Source organism: Pseudoalteromonas sp. CR1, assembly GCF_019392235.1.
Lineage (GTDB): Bacteria > Pseudomonadota > Gammaproteobacteria > Enterobacterales > Alteromonadaceae > Pseudoalteromonas.
The window spans coordinates 104,471-128,203 of record NZ_JAHXRM010000006.1 but is presented as its reverse complement, the minus strand read 5'-3'; the positions used below and the strand labels follow the sequence as shown (position 1 = coordinate 128,203).

The following is a 23,733-nucleotide window of genomic DNA, read 5'->3' as shown; positions in this document are numbered from 1 at the left end:
TGATTTTCGGGCCAAATAGCAGATTCACGTGAATTTTTTACCTCTCAAACATTACTACCGCTCTTTAATTATTGCCCTGTTGGTGCCTTTAATCGTTGCATTTTTACTGTGTTTACATATTTATAATATTAAGCTTGAGCGCACCGTTGAAAAACGTGAAGCCGATTTTTTAAATGTATCGGCTCAGATAAACCATGGTATGCAGTCAATTAACGATTTAATGGCTAGCATGCTGGATTTATACGCGCAGCCCACTTTTAGCAAACCAAGCAGCAAGCTACTTGAAGGCATTAATCAATACGATGGGTATTATTATCGGCACTTTACCGTCCAAGGAACAGAAATTGTAGGAAAAGGAGACTTTGACCTTTCACCAGACTCGCTTTTAAAGTGGCAACAGCTTGTGAAACTAGGGTCATCATTTAATACTACGTTAGCACTTATGCAATCACTTACTGCGGTTGCCTATGTTGATGAAAGTGGTGCTGCATTTGTATCAAGACGAAATAAAAGCAAAAGCCTGTTACTAACAGAGATTCTTGAAGGGCGTTTTAAGCCCGATTTTAAAAACAATCTACTCTCTTCTAGCCCTATAGTTAACATAGATGGTAAGGCTTATTATTCAATTGGACGCCAGCGAGAATTAGGCTCAAATGACTACATTATTGTTATTTATGATGTGGTAGTTATGTCTGCGTGGTTAAAAAAAATAACACCAAGCCAAGGTGAATATATATTTATTAATCGTTTTGATGAGGTTATTGCCAGTACACAAAGCCCTGTAGCTCAGGGATTAACATTAAACGAACATTGGCCTGAAGTGTCAACCACAGGTGAAAAGTTAACAGTATTAACCAGCAGTACCAATTTCTTTATGCAGCCCAAAGCTAACTTGCCTATTCATGCTGCATTTTATGAGCCTAAATCAAACTTAGTAAATACAATTAGGTATGAAGTTTTACTTGAATTTGTATTTTTAACACTGTTTTTAAGTTTAATGTTTAGTGTGTTTTTTTGGTTAAGCCAGCGTATATTTTTGAAACCTATGACGCATTTAATGCACTACCTAGAGCAAAGCGATACCGACGCTACAGTGCAATCTAATTATCAAATCCCCATTAATTGGCAACCCTGGTTTACTAAAATTAAGCACGTATTTGCTAAAAATCAACAGCTGGTGGAGTCGTTGCAGGAAGTAAACCGAGAGTTAGACGAAAAGCTTAAACTTCAATCAGAAAAACTAACGCGAAGTTATCAAGCTAAAGAGCGGCACTTAGCATTACTTAATACAATGTTAAATAGTGTTCCTGATTTTATATATTTTAAAAATATTGATGGATCATTTTTAGGATGTAACAAGGCGTTTGAAGCCTATATTGGGCGCGGTCAAAGTGCGTTAGTGGGAAGGCGTATACAAGATATAACCACAGAGCATGAACAAATAAGTGTTTTAGAAAAGCAAGTGTTACAAAATAGAAGTAATGTTCAGCAGCGTGTTGATAATGAGGATAAGTCCTATCAATTAACGATTGCGCCTTTTTATAATGAACATCAGCACTTACTTGGCACAATGGGAATTGGTAGAGACATAACTGAGCAGCAGCAAACGTTACACGCGCTTAAAGCTTCTGAGTCTAAATTTAGAAGCGCTATTGAGTTTGCAGCTAATAGTGTTGTGCTGTTATCACTAGATCAAACAATTTTGCAAGTTAACAAAGCAGCACGAAAACTGTTTATTGAACACAATGTATTGGTAGGAGAACAGCTTAAGTCGCTGTTTGACGACAGTCAGTGGCTGGAAATTAAAACAACGTTAGCGCAATTGCTTGATGATAAGAAAGAGGTCTACCATTTAACACTAGCACGAGGAAAGCTGACGAGTTGGTTACAACTTAGCGTATCGCTTGTGTGGGATGAAAAGCGTGAACCTTCATATTACGTTATCCACTTACAAGACGTGAGTGCACTAACTAAAGCGAAGCATAATGCTGAGCGTGCAACCCTTGCCAAAAGTCGCTTTATAGCGAATTTAAGTCATGAGATTCGTACCCCATTGAATGCTGTTTTAGGTTTGCTCGATATGCTAATAGAGCAGGGGCTGACAAACAGACAATTACAGCAAACAGATCAAGCCAAGCAAGCAGCAGAAAGCTTATTGCTTATGCTTAACCGTATGCTTGATTTTGCCAGAGTAGAAAGTGCGCAAGCTGAGTTAAAACTCAGCCCATTTAGTGTGGTTGAATTAGTTGATATATGCGATAGCTTAACCGGACCTTTGTGTGAGCAAAAAGGTGTAGAGTTTATTATTGACGTTGACCCTTTAATTTCCCCTAATTTAGTGTGTGACAGCATCAGGTTGCAACAAGTATTGGGTAATTTATTAACGAATGCTGTTAAATTTACTCATAAAGGCTCAATAACTTTAAAAATGGAGCTAATCGATGGCAACAACCAAGAGCAAGAAATTTGCTTTAGCGTAATAGATACAGGTAGCGGAATAGGTAAAGACGATCAACTGCGTTTATTTGATGCATTTACACAAGGCGATGAATCATCAACCAGAATTCACCAAGGGGTAGGGCTTGGGCTCGCTATTGTTAAGCATGCGGTTTCTCTTATGGGGGGAGAAATAGCCCTAAACAGTGAAAAAGGCCTTGGTTGTGAGTTTTACTTCAGTATTAGTTTACAGGTAGATGATACAAAAAATCAGCTATTGCCTGTTGATGCTTTGGCTATTATATCCCAGCGAAGCCGAGCTTTAAAACGCGCGGTAGACGCCTATTCAGAATTAACCAGTATTGACTTGGATGAAGCGTTGAATTACCCAATTAAACTCTCGGGGTGTACACAGCTCATTGTTGATGAGGCGGATTTACCTGAGCTATTAAATGTCAAAGCAATACATGACTCACTTACTTCACAAGCAGTATCGGTGATTATTATTAATCATCAGCTGACCTTTAGTTCATCTATGAGTGAAGGCTTATTAGCGCAGCATGTTAAAGCATCTGGACTAGGGCAGCGATTATTTGATTTGAGCAGTAGTGCTGCATTAAAGCACATAGCCAGTGATGTAAATATAGATGCGGCTAAACCAAACAAAGAAGTATCGGGTTTATTGGTCTTGGCAATTGACGATAATCAACTAAACCTAGAAATTATAAGTAGTGTTCTAAAAAAGGCTAATGTAAATGTTGTAACTTCAACTAATGCCTCTGACGGTATGGAGCTACTGCAGATTTTGAAACCTGATCTTATATTAATGGATGTACAAATGCCGCATATAGATGGTTGCCAAGCTACGGCATTGATTCGTCAACAGTTTGACGATAAGCAGTTACCTATATTTGCACTAACAGCACATTGTGAACCTGCTGATGTAGCGCGTTCGCTAAAATGCGGTATGAATAAACATTTAACTAAGCCTGTTGTAGCAAAGGTACTGCTTGATGCGATTGCTGATACACAACTTCCAGCTAAAACAATGTTTTTTGATAGAGCGTTTGCCTTAGCTCAGTTTAGTGCTGATGAGGCCTTACTGAACAATATGGTGGATAAATTTGCCAACCTTTGCGAAGCTCAATTACAACAAATTGACGAATGTACCGCTAAAGGTGACTTGGTACGTTTAGTGCATAGTATCAAAGGAGTATCAGGTAATTTGGGCTTTAAACGGTTATCGTCTTGTGCACTGCAATGCGAGCAAAACCTCAAAGCAACGAATGATCCTGAAGATGAAATATTAAAAGAGCTTATTATGCAGTTGAAACAAGTTATTGTATTTATTAGAGGTCTGGAGGCAGTTGATGTCAAATAAAGCCAAAGTGCTTGTAGTTGACGACGATCCTCTTAACAGGCTAGTGCTTGAGAAAACGTTAGGTGAAGAGCATGAGGTGTTGTTAGCTAAAAGTGCAGAGGAGGCGCTTGCTTTTGTAAGAACGACACATGTAGATTTGATTTTACTTGATATTGTAATGCCCGTTATGAACGGCTTTGAACTTATTGTTAAGTTAAAAGAAAACCCTATTACCCAGGCTATTCCAGTTATTTTTATTTCTGCTAACCAAGAGCATGCTGATGAATCAAAAGGGTTAGAGCTCGGCGCGATGGACTATATTACTAAGCCATTCAGTGCTTCTATAGTAAGAGTACGAGTACGAAATCAATTATTGATAAAACAAAAAAATGATTTACTTGAAATGTTAGCGTCCATTGATGGATTAACTGAAATACCCAATCGACGCTACCTTGATGAAAATTTGTCTCGAGAATGGCGAAGAAGCAAACGAGGTGGCTCGGGGCTATCTGTACTTTTAATAGATATAGATTATTTTAAGCGATACAACGATACATACGGCCACAGAGCCGGTGATGAATGTTTAAAAAAGGTTGCTCAATCTCTTTTATCACAATGTAAACGTGGTAGTGACTTTATTGCCCGCTACGGTGGAGAAGAGTTTGCTGCTATTTTACCTGATGTATCGAAAAAGGACGCAATTGCGTTTGCAAATAAACTCAAAAACGCAGTAAACGAACTAAATATAGAGCACAAAACATCTTTAAATGCACAGTGCATAACTATCAGTATTGGTGTTGCAACCATGGAAGGTGGCCGCTCAACCTCAGAGCATTCATTATTAGAAGAGGCTGATTTAGGGTTGTATGAAGCAAAAGAGGCAGGCCGTAATAGAGTGGTCGCTCACTAATATTAAAAAAGCGCCAGTAACGTACTAGCGCTTTTTGTGTTTTAGTGGCTAACCATATTTAATGCGCTATCACCAATACCGATTAGTTTATCGTTTTTAAATATCAGTGGCGTACACTCATCTTTAGTCATTTTCCCATCTGAATGAATACTATGAGTCGCATAGAATAAGACTTGATAAACATCATCCCCTTTTTTTAATAACTCGGTAAAGTTAGGGGTTTTAAGCGTTGTTAATACCGACTGATAACTACTATCCATTTTTAGCTCTGAGATAGCTTCGCGATTATTTTTATGTTTTGTTTGCCAGCTCGTTGAGTCATTACCTGCCCAGTGCGTTTCTGCTTCGCCATCAGAAACGGCAATAACACAACCCGTTAAAAATGGAGTAATAAGTGCAGCTGCTAGTAGAGATTTATTCATTTTTATATGTACCTTAATCGTTTTTGCTTAATTATTAATGATAGTAAGGCAAAGTATACGCCAAGTTTAAATTTTATTTATAATCAGTTGCTTATGGTTTTTTGGTTGTTTTTTAATTTTAAAAAATAAAAAAATTAGCAAAAAAAACCATTTTTTAGTTTATTTAACCTAAGCGCTGATTAAGTTATTTACTATTCAGAGCTCAGGTTACTTGGCTAAGACAAGTTCTAAACTAAGCGGCTACGAGATTCTCCTTGCTTGAACGCTTTTATATTTAAACTTACTTCTTTAACTAATCGTACGATTGACTCAGTGCTTGCCCACGCAATATGGGGTGTGAGTAATAGGTTGTCCCCTTTATAATTGGCTAGCGGATTTGAATGTTCTGCGGGCTCTTTCGTTAATACATCGACCCCTGCGCCAGCAATAATGTTTTGCTCAAGTGCCGTTGTTAAATCGGCCTCATTAATTATACCGCCACGTGCTGTGTTAATAATAAGGCAGTTGGGCTTCATCATATTAAATTCGTTGAGCGTGATTAGGTCTCGGGTATCGTCTGTTAGTGGGCAATGAACACTAATTATATCGGCTGTTTTAATAGCTTCATCAAAAGGCGTTCGGCCATCACGACATGCTGCGCCTTTGCGCTCAGACATAACTACATTAGCACCAAATGCGTCAGCTACTTTTGCAACGGCTTGCCCTAGCGTGCCGCCGCCGATAATGGTGAGTGTTTTACCTTGTAAATCATTAAAGCTGTAATCAAGACGACAAAACATCTCACTTTTTTGCCATGCTCCTTGTTGGCAATCAGCTTGATAACGATGAGTATTTCCAAGTAGGTTTGTTATTAAAGAAAAGGTGTGTTGAACAACTGAAGGTGTAGAGTAACCAGCAACATTTGTCACTGCGATGCCAAGCTCTTTAGCGGCTTCTAAATCGACATTATTAGTGCCCGTGGCGCTTACACATATTAGTTTTAGATTTTTTAGCCGGCTAACTGTTTCGCGATTTAACACCACTTTATTAGTAATTAAAACGTCAGCTTCTTTGCTGTGCTCAATAACTTGCTCTGGACTGGTAAGGTCATAGGTCGTAAGGCTTCCCAACTGCTCTATGCAGGCAAGAGATGTATTTGCTAATGTGGCGTTATCGAGAACGGTAATTTTCATGATGTATCCTAATTAAGTAAAATAATTTTAATACTTGACCTTGGTGTGTACTCTAAGGTTTATAGTTGGCATCAGTTGAGAATACACTCATTGGAGAAACAAATGAAAATAGGTGAGTTTGCAAATCAGTTAGGTGTCTCAACAGATACCCTAAGATACTATGAAAAACATAATTTGTTAACGCCATTAACTCGAACAGAAGCCGGTTATCGTGATTATGGTGAGGCATCACTGAAGCAAATGAAGTTTATTTTACGTGCTAAAAATGTTGGTTTTAGCTTGTTAGAGATCAAAGAGTTACTGCAAATAAAATTTAAAAAGCACCAGCATTCGTGCCATGAAGTGAAAGATTTAACGATACAAAAGCGTGATCTAGTTGCAGAGCGCATTGCTGAGCTAACACGTTTTCATCAATCGCTATCGGTACTTGCTGATAAGTGCTGTGGCGGACAAGAGCCCGCTGATAACTGTTCAATATTAACAACCTTGGAGGACATCGATGGACTTACTTAATAATTTTTGGCAGTTGTTTTTAGTATCTGCCCCTTGGTTAATGCTGGGTTTGTTGATTGCTGGGTTATTAAATGTGTATTTACCGGCCAATTTTTTAAATAAACATTTGGGTAAAGAAGGCTTTTTGACCACAGTGAAAGCGGCTTTAATTGGAGCACCGATGCCGTTGTGTTCATGTGGTGTTATACCTGCTGCAATAGGCTTAAGACGCGCAGGAGCTTCAAAAAGTGCGACTACAGCGTTTTTAGTATCGACGCCTGAAACGGGGGTTGATTCTGTGTCTGTGTCGTATGCGTTATTAGGTCCGTTTATGGCTATTATTCGTCCCATAGCTGCGATTTGCAGTGCTATTGTTGCAGGTGTGTTAGTGGGGCGAGATACTGATAGGCAGCAGACAAAGCCAACGGCAGATGCGCAAACAAAAATCAGTTGCTGTGCGTCTAAAACGGCGGAGCTAGAAGTCAAAACCAGTTGCTGTGATAAACCAAACAAGGCATTGCAAAGTCAATCGCAGAAGATACGACGAGCGATAAGTTTTAGCTGCAATAAACTACTATCAGATACCATGGTCTGGTTAATGATTGGTTTATTCTTTGCCGCATTGGTACAAACTTATGTTCCAGAATCATTTTTAACACATTGGGGCAGTGGGATTCTGGCTATGCTGGTGGTGATTTTGATCAGTATACCCATGTATATTTGTGCCACTGCATCTACGCCTATTGCTGCAGGCTTGTTATTGAGTGGAGTATCGCCGGGAGCGGTGTTAGTGTTTATGCTCGCAGGGCCGGCAACAAATATTGCTACGTTAGGTGTGGTTGCTAATGAGCTTGGTAAGCGTGCTGTATTCGCCTATCTCACAGGGGTTATTGGGGTTGCGTTGATTTTTGGTTTTTTAACGGATTATTTAGTAATGGAGTTTGGTTTCGTTGTTTCCCCCCTACTAGGTGAAGAGCATCAAGTATTACCCCATTGGCTAAGCTTTGTTTGTGGTGTAATTTTAATCGCACTTATTCTGCGTTTGCTTGTCATAGCACTACAGGCAAAGCGAAAGGTAACTGGTAAGAGCATTTCTTAATTTATTGTTATATAAGTACTTTTAAGCTTGCTTATTAGTGTGTATTAAATTGCAATAGTCTGACTTAGTTCGCATTTTAGTTTGCCTGAGTTATACTCGAACCAATAATGCAAACGGCACGTATTTTACGTGCCGTTTTTTAACTTTATAGATGCAGTAATGAGTGAATTAGAAGACAAGTACGCAGACATAAGACCTTACAACGACGATGAGGTTAACGCATCGCTAGCGCGTTTAATGAGTGATGATGCATTTATAGATGTCATTGCTAAGTATAACTTACCGCGCTTTCTATCAGCAGTGCCATTTATTGCCCGCCCATTGGTAAGAAGCCAACTACGCAAAAAGTGGGGAAAAGTAACAAACGTTGAAGATGTTCAAAATGAAGTTGCTAAATATTTAGATAAACTTATAAAACGCACAACCTCAAAAGTTACCTTTTCAGGTTTAGACAAGCTAGATCCTAACCAAGCTTACTTATTTGTTTCTAACCACCGCGATATAGTGCTTGATCCTGCACTTGTAAACTGGGGGCTATATCAACATAAAATGAAAACGGTGCGTATTGCAATTGGTGACAACTTACTGCAAATACCTTACATAACAGAACTAATGCGTTTAAATAAAAGCTTTATTGTTAAACGCTCTGCTAAAGCACCTAAAGAAATGTTAAAAGCGCTTACTCAATTATCATCGTATATTTATGACTCTTTAATGGGTGGCCACTCTATCTGGATTGCACAAAAAGAAGGTCGAGCAAAAGACGGGTTCGATCAAACCGATCCGGCACTATTAAAAATGCTACAACTCAATGGCCGAAAACAAAAAAAAGAATTTGGTGAATATATTAAAGAGTTGAAAGTAGTCCCCGTGTCTATTTCTTATCAATACGAACCTTGTGCTATAGCAAAAGCTAAAGAGCTTTATCATAAGCAACAACATGGTGAATATATCAAGTCGGCGGGTGAAGATATTTTAAGTATTGTTGAGGGCTTTAGTACGGCAAAAGGTCATGTTCACCTTGCTTTTGGACTACCTATTGAATCTCAATGTGATAGCGCTGAAGAGTTAGCCACTACAATTGATCAACAAATAGTGGATTCGTTTTACTTACACCCAGGCAATTACATTGCAGGTGGCTGTAAAGAATCGGTAATTAACTCTCCAGATACAGCAACATTTGAACAACGAATGTCACAAGTGCCTGAAGAGCTTAAGCCACTTGTATTAGCGATGTACGCCAAACCATTTCATCGCAAAGCACAAATAAATACGAGACCCTAACTTTATTAGCGTTAAATAAATTGTGTATAAAGTAGCAATAATATTGCTACTTTTTTTTTGTTTAAAAATAACGCTATACTAAATACAAGACCATAATTGAGCGGCGAATACGATGCAACAAATTGAAATATTTGATATTCCAAGTCCTTGTAAAAGTATTTGCTTAGTTAACAATAGGGGGTACTGCAAAGGATGCTACCGCAGCCGTGATGAACGGTTTATGTGGAATTCGCTCACTAACGCGCAAAAAAAGAAAGTCATCAGTTTGTGCCAACAGCGTTATAAGCGTTATTTACTCAAAAAACAGCAAGCACACGGTGGTGATAGCGCAATATATCAGCAGGGCTTTGATTTTTAATCATACATATTATATTTGGCTTTGAGCGCATAAACGGTGCCATTATTGTGAAGTTTATTTAAGGCTGTTTTTAACCCGTCAATTAAGTGCGCATGTCGTTTATTTAAGTAGTGGTAAACAGGCGTTACACGTAACACTTCTTTTTGATAGCAAAGACCATGTTGATTTATTGGCTGGTTGTCTGATGCAAAATCAAGTAACAATATGCCTTTCACTTTTCCTTGGGTAAGTAAGTTTAGCTGTGTGCTTAAATTTTTTACTTCAATAACGTTGCCATCAAAATGCGTATTTTTTATATATTGAGCTTGTATTGGGCAATTAGCTAAAATAGCAATATTATCAAGCCGCTCTAATATGCTTTGTTGGCAATTTTTATAAAGCAGCAACTTAAATTTAAATAATTCGAAGTCTACGCGCAGTAGATTTGGAAAATCAATTTCTATGCTGCTGTCTCGGCCAAGTTGTCCATCAAGCACCCCATTATTGGCAGCTCGTAATGCATTTTGGGGGCTAAAATCGATAAGGTGAATATCGTAGCCTATTTCTTTATAGGCAAGACTAAGGAGCTCTAATACATAATTTGCCTGCGGGACGTTATCGGGGCGATTAAATGTCAGCGTATTTTGGTTGCTATAACTGGCTGCGCTAAATATTAAACTAATTAATAGAAACAACATACTACAGCGTCTTTGCATTATCATTTCCAATTACAGCTGAGATAAATAAATAAGACGCGTATAATAGCAATATGCTTGGTTTTTGCCCAGCAATTCAAGGGCCGTTCTTGAAACTGTAACAATTCAAATAATGAGGAAAACCTGTGAGTTTTAACTTGTGTTTATTACCGCGTGAAGAAAAATATCAAATACAGCTCGATTACGAGGCTTCATTTTGGGCCTATCAAATTAAACGCAATAAAAAAACGCGTGAGCAAGTTTATAACACAATCCATAGTCGCCCCGTTGCGGAGCAAATGGTGTTAAAGCAAAAGTTTGAGCAATATTTAGCATTAATGCTTAGTTAAAAATGTATACCACCCAATTATTAGACACAGTAAAAACACCCTTGGTGAATAAATTTTACAAAGTCCATGGAGTTAGCGGGCGTGCTAATAAGCAAGATCAAGTGTGGGTTATTTATTTAGGCACACACATAGTGGCCGCTTGTAGGCTACAAAATAAAACCACATTTTTGTTTTTATCTACGGTTTATGTTGCGCCAGAACATCGTTCAAAAGGGGTGGCAAAACAATTAATAACCGATCTTTTAACGCATCAGCACATGCATGTTTATACCTTTGCATTTAAAAACATTGCCGATTTATACCGCAGTATTGGTTTTAACCAAGTGTTAACATATACTCCTGAAATACACGTACTTTTTGATATGTATAAGCACCGAAACATTGTCGCACTAGAGTACCCATAAAATAAAAAACGATATGGAATGACCATGAGTAAGGGCGTTAATTGGATTTTAAGTTGCTTAGTAGTTTTAATAACTATTTTTAGTTACCAGGCTGGTGCACAAGTAAAGCGTTTATCTCCTAGTGAAGGTTTATCTCAAAGTTACGTTAACACCATACTAATCGATAATAATGGTTATTTATGGCTTTCTACCGAAGGTGGTTTAAATCGTTATGATGGCTATCAAGTAACGCCTATTAATGGCCCTAATGGTGAGCTTGAAGAAGCAATAATTGATCGTATATACCAAGACTTAGATGGATATATATGGATTGCCTCATTACTTGAGGGGCTTTTTAGATACGACCCGACTACTGACACTTACAAGCAGTTTTTAGATCCCCCCAGTAATGAAGAACAAATTTTTAATCAATCAGTTTTTAGTATGGTGGCTGCAGACTCAGATTCCTTGTGGATTGGGCGAGGCCGAGACTTTGCAAGACTTGATGTACAAACTGGGGTTATTGAGTCTATTTTTGAGCTACCCAGTGAATTTAAAAACACCTTAGTAAGAAGTTTATTTCATTACAATGGCTATATTTTTATAGCGACCACTCATGGCGCCTATGTTTATGATATTGCAAATAATTTAACCCGTCCACTGCAGCATTTAAAGGGCGAAGCTGATCATATTTATCAAAACAACGTGAAGTCGTTTGCGTTGGGAGAAAATGGCCAGTTATTAGTGGGGGCCGTAAAGGGGATGTATCAGGTTGATATTAGCGATTTGCCAAGCATGTTTGAGCGTCCTGATATTGCCTTTAAAAATAAGGTATTACTGGCCGACCTTAATGTGTGGAAGATAGATTACAACCAAGGTGAAATAGATCTAGCTACAGATAAAGGGCTATTTAAATTTGATTTAAATACCGGTGAATTGATAAAAAACACACGAATTACACAGAGTAAGTATACCCTAGCCGATACCAGTATTATTGATATGGCTAAAGATAAGACAGGGGGGGTATGGGTTGCTACAAAAAGTGATGGTGCTTTTTATCTATCTAAAGATACATACCATTTTAATAATGTTGATGGCAGTTTATTAGGAGGAGACGGTTTATCCCACCATTCGATATGGGGAATAACCGAGTTTAACGAAAAGCTTTGGCTTGCGACAAATAATGGATTAACTGAAGTTGATTTAAAAACGAATACCAGCAAGGTTTACTTAAAAGATTACAAGGCTGACCTATACACCAGCGATTTTAGTATTTGGCAAATAATGCCATATAACAATAAGCTCTGGCTGAATACAAACCGAGGTTTACTCATTTTTGACCCAAATACTTATCAAGTGAGTGAGCCAAAAACAAAAAATAAAGCAAACCAAGATCACATAACTGGCTGGGTACATGGCGTTACTCTAATGCCTAACGGCGATTTATACTTTATGCATCGTGATCACGGTGCATTTGTTTACAACATAGATAGTCAAATTGTCACTCGATTGGGGGGCGAATTGGCACAGTTTAACCCGTTTTTAGCGCATGGATTTTTACCTCCTTTACCAAATAAACCCGATTGGCCGCTGTTTTTTAATGCGGGTATTTTATATCAATTAAATCCGACTAACTTAGCGTTAAAGATGATCTATAAAGTACCTAAGCAGCATGAGAATGTTGCGATAAGTGTGCTTTCATACGTGATAGATAATAATGATGTTTTATGGATCTCATTGTCTAACTTTGGCTTGATAGGTATTGACTCATCAACCTACGAGCACGTGCATACTATTGATCTAGATAAAAACAAACTAGGGACATTACTTTATAGCATGGTGCTTGACGATGATGGCATGATTTGGATGAGCAGTCATAAAGGGATATGGCGTTTAAATCCTGTAACACGCCATTTTCAGCAGTTTAGTACAGCAGAAGGGCTTTTATCTGCTGAGTTTAATAGCTCTGCAATGGCTAAGCTTAAAGACGGACGAATTGTATATGGCGGTTTAAAAGGGTTAACGTATTTTCATCCAATGGAAAACCAAAGTTACCAACCACTAATAGAGCATGTAAATATTACACGAGTAAATTTAATGTCGCGAGAATTATCCCGCGATTTAAAACAGCCCCTCAATGAAATAATATTAAACCACGATGATATTGGTCTTGAAGTGGCTTTTTCTGCAATGGCTTTTAGCAATCAAGAACGCATTATTTACGAGTATCAACTCGATAACGGGCAAAAAACCTATGCGCGTAACAATAACCGGGTCCTTTTTCCTAAGTTAAACCCGGGTAACTATACATTAAAAGTATGGGCAAAAGACCCGTTAACGGGAAGCTATACCAAGCCTGCAACATTAAAAATAAAGGTTAAATATCCCCTTTGGCGCGCTCCTTATTTTATGGTGCTGTATGCCGCGTTATTTTTATTTTTTATTGCAATGTGGGTAAGGCGACGTAATAAAATTCAACGTATTTTGTTAGCCGCTCATAAAGAAAGTAAAGAGAGTGAGTCGCGCTTAAAACTCGCATTAGAGGGCAGTGAGTCGGGTGTATGGGATTGGCAGTCAAGTAATCCAAGTATTTACCAGCCTCGCTTAAGTAATGAGCTTGGTTACAATAACGATACTGTTAACCTAGATGAATATTTAGCTAAAATACATCCTCAAGATAAGCAATTATTTCGTTTAGAGTGGCTAGAGTTTTTATCTACCGATAAGGGCTACTTTAACTGCACATACCGTGTGCGTCATGCCAAAGGCTATTGGCGTTGGTATAAAGACTTTGGCAAAGTGGTTGAGTGGGATGAAAGAACGCCCCAAAAAGTAGCGGGTACATACACTAATATGACCCGTGAGATGGTTTACGAAGAACATGCTCGCTTATTTACCGCTGCGTTTGAGCAAACCCGTGATTGGGTATTTATTCTCGATAAAAACTTTAATGTACGTGCCTCTAATAAGTCGTTACAAACGGCGTTTAACTTTGCTGCAGAGCCCACCTCAAGCCGAACGCTACACTTGGGGATGTCGCCAAAAAATCGTGTTGATTACTTACGTATTATGAAAAAGCTCTCGGAGGGAGAGCATTTTTCCTGCGAAGACACTGTGTGTCTTCATAACGGCGAAACGCGTCATGTGTTAGTAAAAATAAGCGCGGTCGCCGATACAGAGCAACGTTTAAGTAGTTACGTGATAATTTTAACTGATATACACGCACAAAAATTGGCCGAAAGTGAATTACACCAATTAACTAATTTTGATGTTTTAACGGGACTACCTAATCGTACTCTGTTTAATGATCGTGTTGAACATGCTCTTGAGCAAGCTCAAAAGCACCTATGCAAAGTTGCTTTATTACATATTAATATTAAGCGTTTTAAATATTTTAATGATTCACTTGGGCATGAGGCCGCCGATGAACTTATTAAAAAAGTAGCCGAGCGATTAAAGTGTTCATTGCGTTCCTCAGACAGTATCGCACGGTTTGGAGGAGATGAATTTGTTGTGCTTGTTGAAGATATTCAACAAATTGAAGAAGTGCTTCTTATTTGCACAAAGCTAATGGATTGCGTGAACCAAAACATCAGCATTAACGAGCAAGTGGTAAATATTAATTTAAGCATTGGTGTTGCTATTTCTCCCGATGATGCAACGCAAAGTAGTGCGTTGTTGAAGGCCGCTAATATTGCGCTTTACCATGCCAAGGGAGCGCTTGAGAGTAATTATCAATTTTATAAACAAGAAATGAATAAGCATGTTCAAAAAGCGCTTCACTTAGAATCGCAGCTGACAAAAGCTTATCAACAGCATGAGTTTTGTAATTACTATCAACCTATTATAAATGCCCAAACTTATACAACAGAGGGCTTTGAGGTTTTACTACGTTGGCCTGAAAATAAGCTTATTGAAACGCAGGAGTTTTCTCTTGCGGCTGAAGGTGTTGGGTTAATAACTAAAATAATGCTGCAAACATTTGCAAGAGCATTAACAGAGCTTAATAAATGGCGAAAAGTATCGCCCGAGTTGTATTTATCAATTAACTTATCGGCTTTAGATTTTGAGTTTATAGAGCTCGTGCCAGAGATAAAAAAAGCACTTATTAATGCTAATGTGCCATCGGAGGCAATTGTATTTGAAATAACCGAATCTATTTTAATGCGCGACTCGAGCCTTGCACTGCAAAGTATGAAAAAGTTAAAAGAGCTAGGCTGTAAGCTGTATATGGACGACTTTGGGACTGGTTATGCATCGCTTACTTATTTAAAGCGTTTTCCTATTGATGTGCTTAAAATTGACCGAAGCTTTGTTCAAGACATAGGTATTGACTCTGATGATGAGGCCATTATTGAATCAACACTCACACTGGCGCATAGTTTAGGAAAAGAGTGCGTAGCGGAAGGTGTTGAAAGTAAGCAGCAACTTACATTTTTAAGCGCGTTAGGGTGTAAACATTTTCAAGGTTATTTGTTTAGTAAGCCGGTGCCTAGTTTAGATGTTCCTGCGCTTATAACACGTGACTGGCAAGGTACTTTTAGCGAGAGCTAAAAAACATTAAACCTCATAAACCCAGGTATAGGCGCTTTGCGCCTTGCCTGAGCGTTGTATTATTTTGTGTTGAGTACCATGTTAATACTGCCTTCTTCAAAATCGCGGCTAACTTTAAAGCCCAACTTACGGGCGAGTTCAATCATCCCTGTGTTTTCTGGTAATGTTATGCCCTCAATCCATTCAATGCCTTGGCGTTTACAGTGATTAATTGCTGCGTTCATTAATATTCGTCCAAGGCCCAGACCTTGGCAATCAGAACGTACAACAATAGCAAATTCTGCGTGTATATTATCAGGGTCCATAATTACACGCGAAACCCCTAAGGTACGTGTTTTTCCCTCTGAGCGTTGGCAAACAATAAATGCCATTTCGCGGTCGTAATCAATTTGAGTCATTTTTGCGAGTTGGTCATGATTAAACTGAGGTAACTCACCAAAAAAGCGTTTGTAACGATCTTCTTTATTAAGTGATTGATCAAATGCCTTATGGGCCTGTTCATCTTCAGGTTTAATAGGCCTTAGCGTTGCTTGGGTATTATTTTTAAGGGTCACTATTTCAACAAGTTCAATTGGGTAAGGGCGAATACACAAGCGTTTACGGTTACTTTTTGACTGGTATTTATTTAGGGTTATGGTGGCATCAAGCACTAAAAACTGCCCATTACTAGCAAGAATAGGATTAAGTTCCATTGCGCTGATATCGGATTGATCGATAACCAGTTGCGAAATCCGTGTGAGCAACGCGCATAAACGATATTTGCCGACCTTTTCGGGCAAAATGCGATCTTTAAGCACGCCTTTATCGTGAGCTGCGGCAATTAAATACTTAGCTAGGTTCATGTTAAGGGGAGGGAGAGCTACTGCTGCTTGAGCGTATTCAAGCCCGGTACCTGCTTCGCCAAGTAAAATAACGGGGCCAAAATTAGGCTCTGTTTTAATGGCAATACGCAATTCATTAGCACCTGCACGAGGGGCCATTTTTTGTAAGGAAAACCCATCAATCGTCGCATCTGGGTAAGTATTTTTAATACGAATCAGCATCGCAAAAGCCGTTTGTTCAACTTCACTTGCATCATTTAGGTTTAATACCACGCCACCGACTTCAGACTTTGAAGCAATACTTGGGCTTATGAGCTTAAGTGCGACCGGAAAGCCAAGTTCAATGGCTTGCTCTTTAGCTTCGGTTGGGGTGTAAGCTACTTTAGTTTCAATGCATTCAACACCGTAGTGGCTTAATATCTGGCTTGCACTGTGAGTGGGTAAATAGGTTTGCTCCTCGTCTAAAAATTCAGAGATTAATGCTGTAGCGGCGGCTTTATTTATTTTTGCATCGTCGGTGTTTGACTCAGGTGTTTGCGTTAAATGCTTTTGGTTTCGACGATATGTTACTAAGTGCATAAAGGCGCCAACGGCCCCTTCAGGTGTTCGATAAGTAGGGATTGCATTGTTAGCGCATATTTTTCTGGCTGCAAAAGAGGCGTCTTCTCCCATAAAGTTGGTAAACACATAAGGACGAGCCATTTTTGGCAACGTTTGCAGCGCTTGAACAATAACATCGGCATAGTCTTCACTTGGCGCCAGTGCCGATGGTGTATGTATTATTAGTAAGTTCTTCACTTCTTTTGCATGCAATAATATTTCTAATGCTTGTTTGTAACGCGCTGGTGCTGAGTCACCAAAAATATCAATTGGGTTAGAGGTTGTTTCTGAGCGGGGGATAACGTGATTAAGCGCACTGCGTGTTTCGCTACTAAGCGCCGCTAACTTTCCAGAACGTTGAATTAGCTCATCAACCGCCATAACACCCGGCCCCCCACCATTTGTTAAAATAGTAAGCTGTTCAACTTGTAATAATTTTGGGTGCATTGCTAGTGTTTGTGTTGCTGCAAATAGCTCGCGTAGGTCGTTAACGCGCAGCATACCCGCACGTTGAAAGAGCGCATCGTATACGGCATCAGAGCTTTGTTTTCCACCGCTATGGATCTCTGCCGCAAGAGCGCCAGCATTTGTTTTTCCTGTTTTTATGGCAATAACGGGTTTACTAAATGCAGCCGCTCTTGCTGCAGAAATAAAGCCACGAATATCTTCAATGTTATCAATATAAAGCAAAATGGCTTTAGTTTTTGCATCACGCCCTAAAAAGTCGAGCAGCTCGTCAAAATCTATATCTAAACACCCACCCACAGAAACAAAGTACGAAAAGCCAATATCTTTATTTTTAGCCCAATCTAATATGGTTGAACATACCGCTGCAGATTGCGATACAAATGCAATTTTACCCGGGCTTGCCACTGTATGAGAAAAGCTGGCATTTAAACCAATATGGGGAATTAATAGCCCTAAGCTATTAGGGCCTAACAAAGTGACGTTATGTGTTTGAGCGCATGTTTTTAGCGTACTTTTTTGATCATTCGTTAAGCCATCGGCAATAATAATAGCGCTTTTACAGCCAAGCTCGCCAAGTTGGCTAATGATGTCTAACAGAGTATTTTTATTGGTACAAATAACGGCAAGGTCAGGCACTTTAGGTAACTCAGTAATACATGAGTATGCAAGCACGCCATGAACAGCACTATAGCTTGGCGTTACGGGCATGATCGGCCCTTTAAAACCGCCTTGTAACAAATTACGCATAACGACAAAACCGGCACGAGAGGCGTTATTTGACGCACCTATTACTGCCACTGAGCTTGGGTTAAAAAACTGACTAATTCGCTTTAGGCTCATTGCGTTTCCTTAGCTTTAAAATTTTGCGTTATGTATTGTCTCAATGTACTCTGTTTGAAAGGTTATTTCGAGTTTATAGATGCGTATTATTGATATCAATCAAGGAGTGTTCTGTGATTAAAACACCTGGTTTTCATACTGTGCTGGCGGCTATTTTTTTAAGCCTTGGCTTAATTAGCTTAGGGTTTATTTTAAAAAGTGCAGCACTCAATGTAAAAGAAATGGAGCGCACCGTACAAGTTAAAGGGCTAGCAGAGCAAGAGGTAATTGCCGATACTGTTATATGGCCTTTGCAATTTAGCGATGCAGATAACGACCTTGAAAAGTTAGTGAATAGGGTTGAGAAAAAAAACGCCGCCGTGATCGCATTTTTAAAACTGCATGGTTTTGATGACGCTGAAATATCACTTGGTAGCCAATCGATTGTAGATAAACAGGCGCGCGAGTACGGCAATGAAAACCAGCAATTTAGGTACATTGTTCGTTCAAATATGACCGTGTATTCTAGCGCTGTAGACAAGGTACAAAATGCACTGAGCAAAGTAAGCCAATTAGCTAAACAAAATATTGCCATAGTGCAAGATAGTTACGAAACACGTGTTGAGTATATTTTCACAGGCCTAAACGATGTAAAACCGGCCATGGTGCAACAAGCAACTGAAAAAGCGCGCGAAGTGGCTAACAAGTTTGCGAGAGATTCCAATTCAAAATTAGGCAAAATAAAAACAGCTCGCCAAGGGCAGTTTAGTATTACTAACCGCGATTCAAATACACCACAAATAAAAAACGTAAGAGTAGTAACCACTGTTGAGTACTACTTAAACGACTAAGGGCTATTTAATATTCGAGATTAAATTTACAGCGGTGTAATTAGTATTTATGTAGGGAATAACCTATCAGGGTGAGTTATTCCTCATAAATAATTAATAACGAGTATAGTCAAAAGCATACGCTGAAAAGAGGGCCGTTAGGAGGGGGTAAATCTAGCTCACTCGGTTATAAATCTCGTCCCCCGGAAAGTAGCCCTTAGCGTGGGCTACTTTTAATTCACCAAGGTTATCATGACCTAAACCGCTTGAACTAAATGTGCAACTTGCGCGGTTGAGCGTTGCAGGTATGCAGCACTAAGTAAAATACTGGTTTCGTTAAGGCTCATGCCTTTTAATATATTTGCCAGCTGCTGTTTAGCTGTTGGGTTTTGTTTTTGTTCTATCTCCATCAGAGCTAACAGCGCTGAAAATTCATGCTTAACCGGTGTGTTTGGTTTATTTGCATACGCAATATAACAAGCAACAGGTGTTAGGCCTCGAGCATTGGGTTGAGCAAGCGCTTTTACTAGGTCCTCGTTAGACTCAAATAACATTAATGAGCGTACATAATTAAACGCCAGCTTTTGGGCATTAGCGTGTTTAAATACAGTGTGTAACACGTTATTACCTTGGGTGTCTTGTGCTAAAAAGCCCTGGTTTTCCTTAAGCGCAGGCGTAAAAAACGTCAAGGCATCTGTGGTTGTTAACTGATTGATAAAAGGTGCAGGTGGCGTATTGGTTGTTAAAATACGTGTTGCTACATTTTGCATAAAGTCGTACTTAATACTCATACGTAAAGCGCTTTCGTAAAGATGATTAAGCTGCTGTGTTTGTTGGGCTGGACTTAACTGCTTAAAATCATTATCTAGCTCATCTAACTGATGCTTTGAAATGCGTGCGTTAAGTAATTGTATGCATAACTCCATAATTTTTACGCCTCTAAAATACCTTTTTGTTTAGCTTAACCTATTATTGCGAATAGGTATAAGGTACAAAATGCAAAAAAGGCCGCATAAGCGACCTTTTAGTTAACTCTATAAATGAGTGTTAAGCTTTTTTGCTTGCTACCCATTCATTTACAAAGTTCTCTAGTACGTTTAGTGGTACCGGGCCATTTTTAAGCACTACATCGTGAAATTGACGAATATCAAACTTGTCGCCAAGTTTCTTTTTAGCGTCTTCACGTAGCTCTAAAATTTTCAACATACCTACTTTGTAAGCGGTTGCTTGCGAAGGCATTACAATGTGACGCTCAACCATTTTAACACCGTCAGATGTGGCATTAGGCGTGTTATTTACGTAGTAATCAATCCCTTCTTGACGAGTCCACTTCATTGCGTGAATACCGGTATCAACTACTAAACGACACGCGCGCCATAACTCCATAGAAAGGCGGCCAAAATCTGAATATGGGTCTGAGTACATACCCATTTCTTTAGGTACAAGCTCAGAGTATAAACCCCAACCTTCAATGTAGGCTGTGTAGCCACCAAATTTACGGAACTTAGGCACGCCTTCAAGCTCTTGCGAAATAGCTATTTGCATGTGGTGACCCGGAATACCTTCATGGTAAGCCAATGCTTCCATTTGGTACGTTGGCATCGCTTCCATATCATAAAGGTTTGCGTAGTAAATGCCTGGGCGTGAACCATCTGGCGCCGGCTGTTGGTAAAATGCTTTACCTGCCGCTTTTTCACGGAAGGCTTCAACTGCTTTTACTTTAAGATCGGCTTTTGGCTTAACAATAAATAGCTCATCAAGACGCACTTTCATTGTGTCGATCATGGCTGTTGCTTCGTCAAGGTAGCGTTGTTTACCCTCAGCTGTATTTGGGTAGTAAAATTGCTTATCAGTTTTCATAAACTGCATAAACGCTTTTAGGTCGCCTTTAAAGCCTACTTTATCTTTAATTTCACGCATTTCGTCATGTATACGGCTTACTTCTGATAGGCCAATAGCATGAATTTCTTTTGCAGTTAAATCAGTGGTGGTTGTGCGTTTAAGTGCATTATTGTAAAAGGTATTACCTTCAGGTAATTTCCATGCGCCATCACGGTCATCTGCACGCTTTTCAAGTTGTGCTAGGAAGTTAATAAGCTTTGAGTAAGCTGGTTTAACTGCCGATTTTAACGCGTCAGTTGCTTCGTTAATAAGTGCATCTTTTTCGTCTTGGCTGATTTCAAGTGCCGTTACTTTGCGTTTAAAGTCTGCTAAAAGTGTTGAGTCGTCACCTTTTTCAAACGGTGCACCTTGAATAATGTTTTTGCTTGAATCAATAACATGTGGAAACACAAATTTAGGCGCAATAATGCCTTTATCTGCACGTGTTTCTAAGTCAGTTACTAATTGGTCAAATACCGTAGGCACGCCATTTAAACGCGAAATGTAGTCTTTTGCTTCTTTAACGTTACTAATTGAATGTTGGTTTATTAAAAATGCAGGCACCATAGAGTGCGTACCAAACATTTGGTTTACCGGGTAGTTGTGGTAACGCCATTTAAAGTCAGCAATTGAGCTTTCTAGGTCTTGTTTTTTTAAGTCGTAGCTTACTTTTGTTGCATCGTCTAGCAGGTCGCGGTTTATTGCGTTTAGGGCAACTAAATCGGCTTTAGTTTCAGCTAGGTCTTTGAGTTTTTGCTCTTCGCTGCCGTCATCCCACTTATCGTAATCTTTTTTAATACCCATGTAAGTTTGGTAAACCGGGCTGCTCATTACATCACGGTTAAAGGTATCTTCAAAAAACGCATTGGCTTTGTCAATTTCGCTTTGCACAGGTTGCGCTTGTACAATAGGAGTTGTTACAGATTGTTGTGGTGCTTGTTGGCAACCAGCAAGGAGTGCAACACTCACAGCTGCTGCAATAAAGGTAAGTTTACGCATTGTTTTCCCTTTTGTTGTTAGAAACCCATTAGGGTATTTTAATTTTTCATGTATTCGCTTTGCATGACGTATAACGCCCAATGCATTATACGAACAATTCTAGCAGGTCATTTAAAAAGCGATGCCCTTTAAGGCTCACTTGCCAGTGACCGTCTTTTTCTATTAATAAACCGGTGTTTATGGCTTTATTTAAAGCTGCTTGTTGGCTTTGCAATGGCTGATTAGTCAGCGCACTGTAGTCTTCAATCGGGCATGGTTCGACAAGGCGAAAGCGATTCATAAAAAACTCAAAGGCCAAATCGTCTTGCTCAACGTGCCAACTTTTGTACAAATAAGGTTTTACCATATCCATGTAGCCACGGGGATGTTTGACCTTTTCAGTTCGGGTAATTATGCCAGTTTTTGCATTGGTGACCTTACCATGAGCACCACAGCCAATCCCTAGATAATCGCCAAACCGCCAATAATTTAAGTTATGTTGGCATTGATAGCCCGGTTTTGCATACCCTGAAATTTCGTATTGTATATAACCTGCCTTTGCAAGTAAGGCTTGGCCTTGCTCTTGAATATCCCACAGAGTTTCATCTTGAGGCAGTGTTGGCGGTTTAGATGCAAACTGAGTATTAGGTTCAATAGTGAGTTGGTACCACGAAATATGTGGGGGATCGAGCGCAATAATTTGCTTTAAATCACTTAATGCATCGTCTAGGGTTTGCCCTGGTAAGCCGTGCATTAAATCAAGATTAAAACTATTTAAACCAGCCTCTTTGGCTTGCTCTGCTGCATGAGTTGCTTCGTTAGCACCATGAATGCGGCCAAGCGCTTTTAGCTTATCGTTTTGCAGGCTTTGTACGCCAATTGAAATGCGGTTTATACCCGCTTTTACGTACTCTTTAAAGCGGCCTGTTTCTACTGTACCTGGGTTTGCTTCGAGGGTTATTTCACAGTTATCTGCGAGGCCTATAAGGCTATCTACTTCGCTTAGTAGGCGTGTGTAAGCATCACCAGTTAATAAACTTGGCGTACCGCCACCAATAAATATACTGTGAATTTTGCGCCCTTGCACTAAGTGTAAGTCGGCTTTTAAATCGTCTATTAAATGCTGAACATATTCGGCTTCTGGTATGTCACCTTTTTGTCCATGGCTATTAAAATCGCAATAGGGGCACTTTTGCACACACCAAGGTACGTGCACATATAAACTTAAAGGAGGAAGAGTCACAGGCCGCCTTTTAATTTTAGCTCATTTAGCAAAGCCTGCAATGCTTGACCGCGGTGGCTCACTGCATTTTTTTGTGCTTTTGTAAGCTCGGCGCTTGTACACTCAAGTGACGGAACATAAAAAACGGGGTCGTATCCAAAGCCACCTTCACCATGTTGAGTTTTTGTAATCTTACCTTCCCAACTCGCACTACAGATGAGTGGAGTCGGGTCGTCTGCGTGGCGCATTAATACCAACACACACCAAAAGCGGGCGCTACGCACTGGGTTATTGGCAAGCTCAGCTAATAGCTTGTCTATGTTATCTTGATCGCTTGCGCCTTGTCCTGCAAAACGAGCAGAGTAAACACCAGGTGCACCATTTAAGCCATCAACTTCTAAGCCGGAATCGTCAGCAATTGCTGGCATACCGGTAATTTTAGCTGCGTGGCGAGCTTTAATAATGGCATTTTCAACAAACGTAGTGCCCGTTTCTGCTACTTCGCCAACGTTAAAATCACTTTGTGGAACTACATTAATATTAAGTGGGCTTAGCATGTTGGCCAGCTCACTTACTTTGCCAGGGTTGCCCGTGGCAAGGACTAAAGTTTTGTTCATAAT

General features: G+C 39.5%; 18 protein-coding genes. 10 read left to right on the top strand and 8 right to left on the bottom strand.

Features of this window, described 5'->3' with window-relative positions; genetic code table 11:
* Positions 1-28: 28 nt before the first annotated feature.
* Together KZZ04_RS07660 and KZZ04_RS07655 are read left to right on the top strand one after the other, a co-directional pair.
* Positions 29-3,817 carry an ATP-binding protein gene (locus KZZ04_RS07660; protein ID WP_058405810.1) on the top strand — a complete coding sequence of 1,263 codons (3,789 nt, stop codon included), beginning with the start codon at positions 29-31 and terminating at the stop codon, positions 3,815-3,817.
* Positions 3,807-4,706 carry a diguanylate cyclase gene (locus KZZ04_RS07655; protein ID WP_058405811.1) on the top strand — a complete coding sequence of 300 codons (900 nt, stop codon included), beginning with the start codon at positions 3,807-3,809 and terminating at the stop codon, positions 4,704-4,706. The genes KZZ04_RS07660 and KZZ04_RS07655 overlap by 11 nt, the downstream gene beginning before the upstream one ends.
* Before the next feature lie 41 nt (positions 4,707-4,747).
* Here the strand turns inward: KZZ04_RS07655 and KZZ04_RS07650 are convergent, their stop codons facing one another.
* Together KZZ04_RS07650 and KZZ04_RS07645 are read right to left on the bottom strand one after the other, a co-directional pair.
* Positions 4,748-5,128 carry a DUF3192 domain-containing protein gene (locus tag KZZ04_RS07650; RefSeq protein WP_058405812.1) on the bottom strand — a complete coding sequence of 127 codons (381 nt, stop codon included), beginning with the start codon at positions 5,126-5,128 and terminating at the stop codon, positions 4,748-4,750.
* 227 nt (positions 5,129-5,355) lie between these two features.
* Positions 5,356-6,300, bottom strand: a complete 945-nt coding sequence (locus KZZ04_RS07645; RefSeq protein WP_058405813.1) for a D-2-hydroxyacid dehydrogenase — start codon at positions 6,298-6,300, stop codon at positions 5,356-5,358.
* A gap of 102 nt (positions 6,301-6,402) precedes the next feature.
* Between KZZ04_RS07645 and zntR the strand changes: the two genes are divergently transcribed.
* From zntR to KZZ04_RS07625, 4 genes are all read left to right on the top strand, one after another.
* The gene (gene zntR / locus KZZ04_RS07640) at positions 6,403-6,813 is read left to right on the top strand and encodes a Zn(2+)-responsive transcriptional regulator (protein WP_058405814.1); all 411 of its coding nucleotides are present in this window, start codon (positions 6,403-6,405) and stop codon (positions 6,811-6,813) included.
* On the top strand, positions 6,800-7,891 hold the full coding sequence (locus tag KZZ04_RS07635; protein ID WP_058405815.1) for an SO_0444 family Cu/Zn efflux transporter: 1,092 nt from the start codon (positions 6,800-6,802) through the stop codon (positions 7,889-7,891). The genes zntR and KZZ04_RS07635 overlap by 14 nt, the downstream gene beginning before the upstream one ends.
* A 159-nt stretch (positions 7,892-8,050) precedes the next feature.
* Complete coding sequence (locus tag KZZ04_RS07630) at positions 8,051-9,175, top strand: 1-acyl-sn-glycerol-3-phosphate acyltransferase (protein WP_058405892.1); 1,125 nt, start codon at positions 8,051-8,053, stop codon at positions 9,173-9,175.
* 112 nt (positions 9,176-9,287) lie between these two features.
* Positions 9,288-9,533 (top strand): DUF1289 domain-containing protein, encoded by a 246-nt coding sequence (locus KZZ04_RS07625; RefSeq protein WP_058405816.1) that lies wholly within the window; start codon positions 9,288-9,290, stop codon positions 9,531-9,533.
* On the opposite strand, the gene KZZ04_RS07620 is transcribed toward KZZ04_RS07625, so the two are convergent.
* Positions 9,530-10,228, bottom strand: a complete 699-nt coding sequence (locus KZZ04_RS07620; RefSeq protein WP_058405817.1) for a hypothetical protein — start codon at positions 10,226-10,228, stop codon at positions 9,530-9,532. The genes KZZ04_RS07625 and KZZ04_RS07620 overlap by 4 nt on opposite strands.
* A gap of 125 nt (positions 10,229-10,353) precedes the next feature.
* On the opposite strand from KZZ04_RS07620, the gene KZZ04_RS07615 reads away from it, so the two are divergent.
* The 3 genes from KZZ04_RS07615 to KZZ04_RS07605 are packed head-to-tail and all read left to right on the top strand — an operon-like array spanning position 10,354 to position 15,494.
* Positions 10,354-10,557 (top strand): DUF3283 family protein, encoded by a 204-nt coding sequence (locus tag KZZ04_RS07615; protein ID WP_024596204.1) that lies wholly within the window; start codon positions 10,354-10,356, stop codon positions 10,555-10,557.
* A 2-nt stretch (positions 10,558-10,559) separates the two neighbouring features.
* Positions 10,560-10,961 (top strand): GNAT family N-acetyltransferase, encoded by a 402-nt coding sequence (locus KZZ04_RS07610; RefSeq protein ID WP_058405818.1) that lies wholly within the window; start codon positions 10,560-10,562, stop codon positions 10,959-10,961.
* Positions 10,962-10,985: 24 nt separating this feature from the next.
* Positions 10,986-15,494 (top strand): EAL domain-containing protein, encoded by a 4,509-nt coding sequence (locus tag KZZ04_RS07605; RefSeq protein ID WP_219422307.1) that lies wholly within the window; start codon positions 10,986-10,988, stop codon positions 15,492-15,494.
* A gap of 59 nt (positions 15,495-15,553) precedes the next feature.
* Here KZZ04_RS07605 and KZZ04_RS07600 read toward each other — a convergent pair whose 3' ends face one another.
* Entirely contained in the window at positions 15,554-18,223 is a 2,670-nt protein-coding gene (locus KZZ04_RS07600) for a bifunctional acetate--CoA ligase family protein/GNAT family N-acetyltransferase (RefSeq protein ID WP_219422306.1), read from the bottom strand.
* Between the two features lie 113 nt (positions 18,224-18,336).
* Here KZZ04_RS07600 and KZZ04_RS07595 point away from each other — a divergent pair, with 113 nt between their 5' ends.
* On the top strand, positions 18,337-19,053 hold the full coding sequence (locus tag KZZ04_RS07595; RefSeq protein ID WP_010556584.1) for an SIMPL domain-containing protein: 717 nt from the start codon (positions 18,337-18,339) through the stop codon (positions 19,051-19,053).
* Positions 19,054-19,289: 236 nt separating this feature from the next.
* Here KZZ04_RS07595 and KZZ04_RS07590 read toward each other — a convergent pair whose 3' ends face one another.
* From KZZ04_RS07590 to KZZ04_RS07575, 4 genes are all read right to left on the bottom strand, one after another.
* Entirely contained in the window at positions 19,290-19,958 is a 669-nt protein-coding gene (locus KZZ04_RS07590; RefSeq protein ID WP_219422305.1) for a hypothetical protein, read from the bottom strand.
* A gap of 121 nt (positions 19,959-20,079) precedes the next feature.
* Positions 20,080-21,912, bottom strand: a complete 1,833-nt coding sequence (locus KZZ04_RS07585; protein WP_219422304.1) for a DUF885 family protein — start codon at positions 21,910-21,912, stop codon at positions 20,080-20,082.
* An 85-nt stretch (positions 21,913-21,997) separates the two neighbouring features.
* Entirely contained in the window at positions 21,998-23,134 is a 1,137-nt protein-coding gene (hemW, locus tag KZZ04_RS07580) for a radical SAM family heme chaperone HemW (RefSeq protein ID WP_058405822.1), read from the bottom strand.
* Entirely contained in the window at positions 23,131-23,730 is a 600-nt protein-coding gene (locus tag KZZ04_RS07575; RefSeq protein WP_058405823.1) for an XTP/dITP diphosphatase, read from the bottom strand. The genes hemW and KZZ04_RS07575 overlap by 4 nt, the downstream gene beginning before the upstream one ends.
* Between the last annotated feature and the right edge of the window lie 3 nt (positions 23,731-23,733).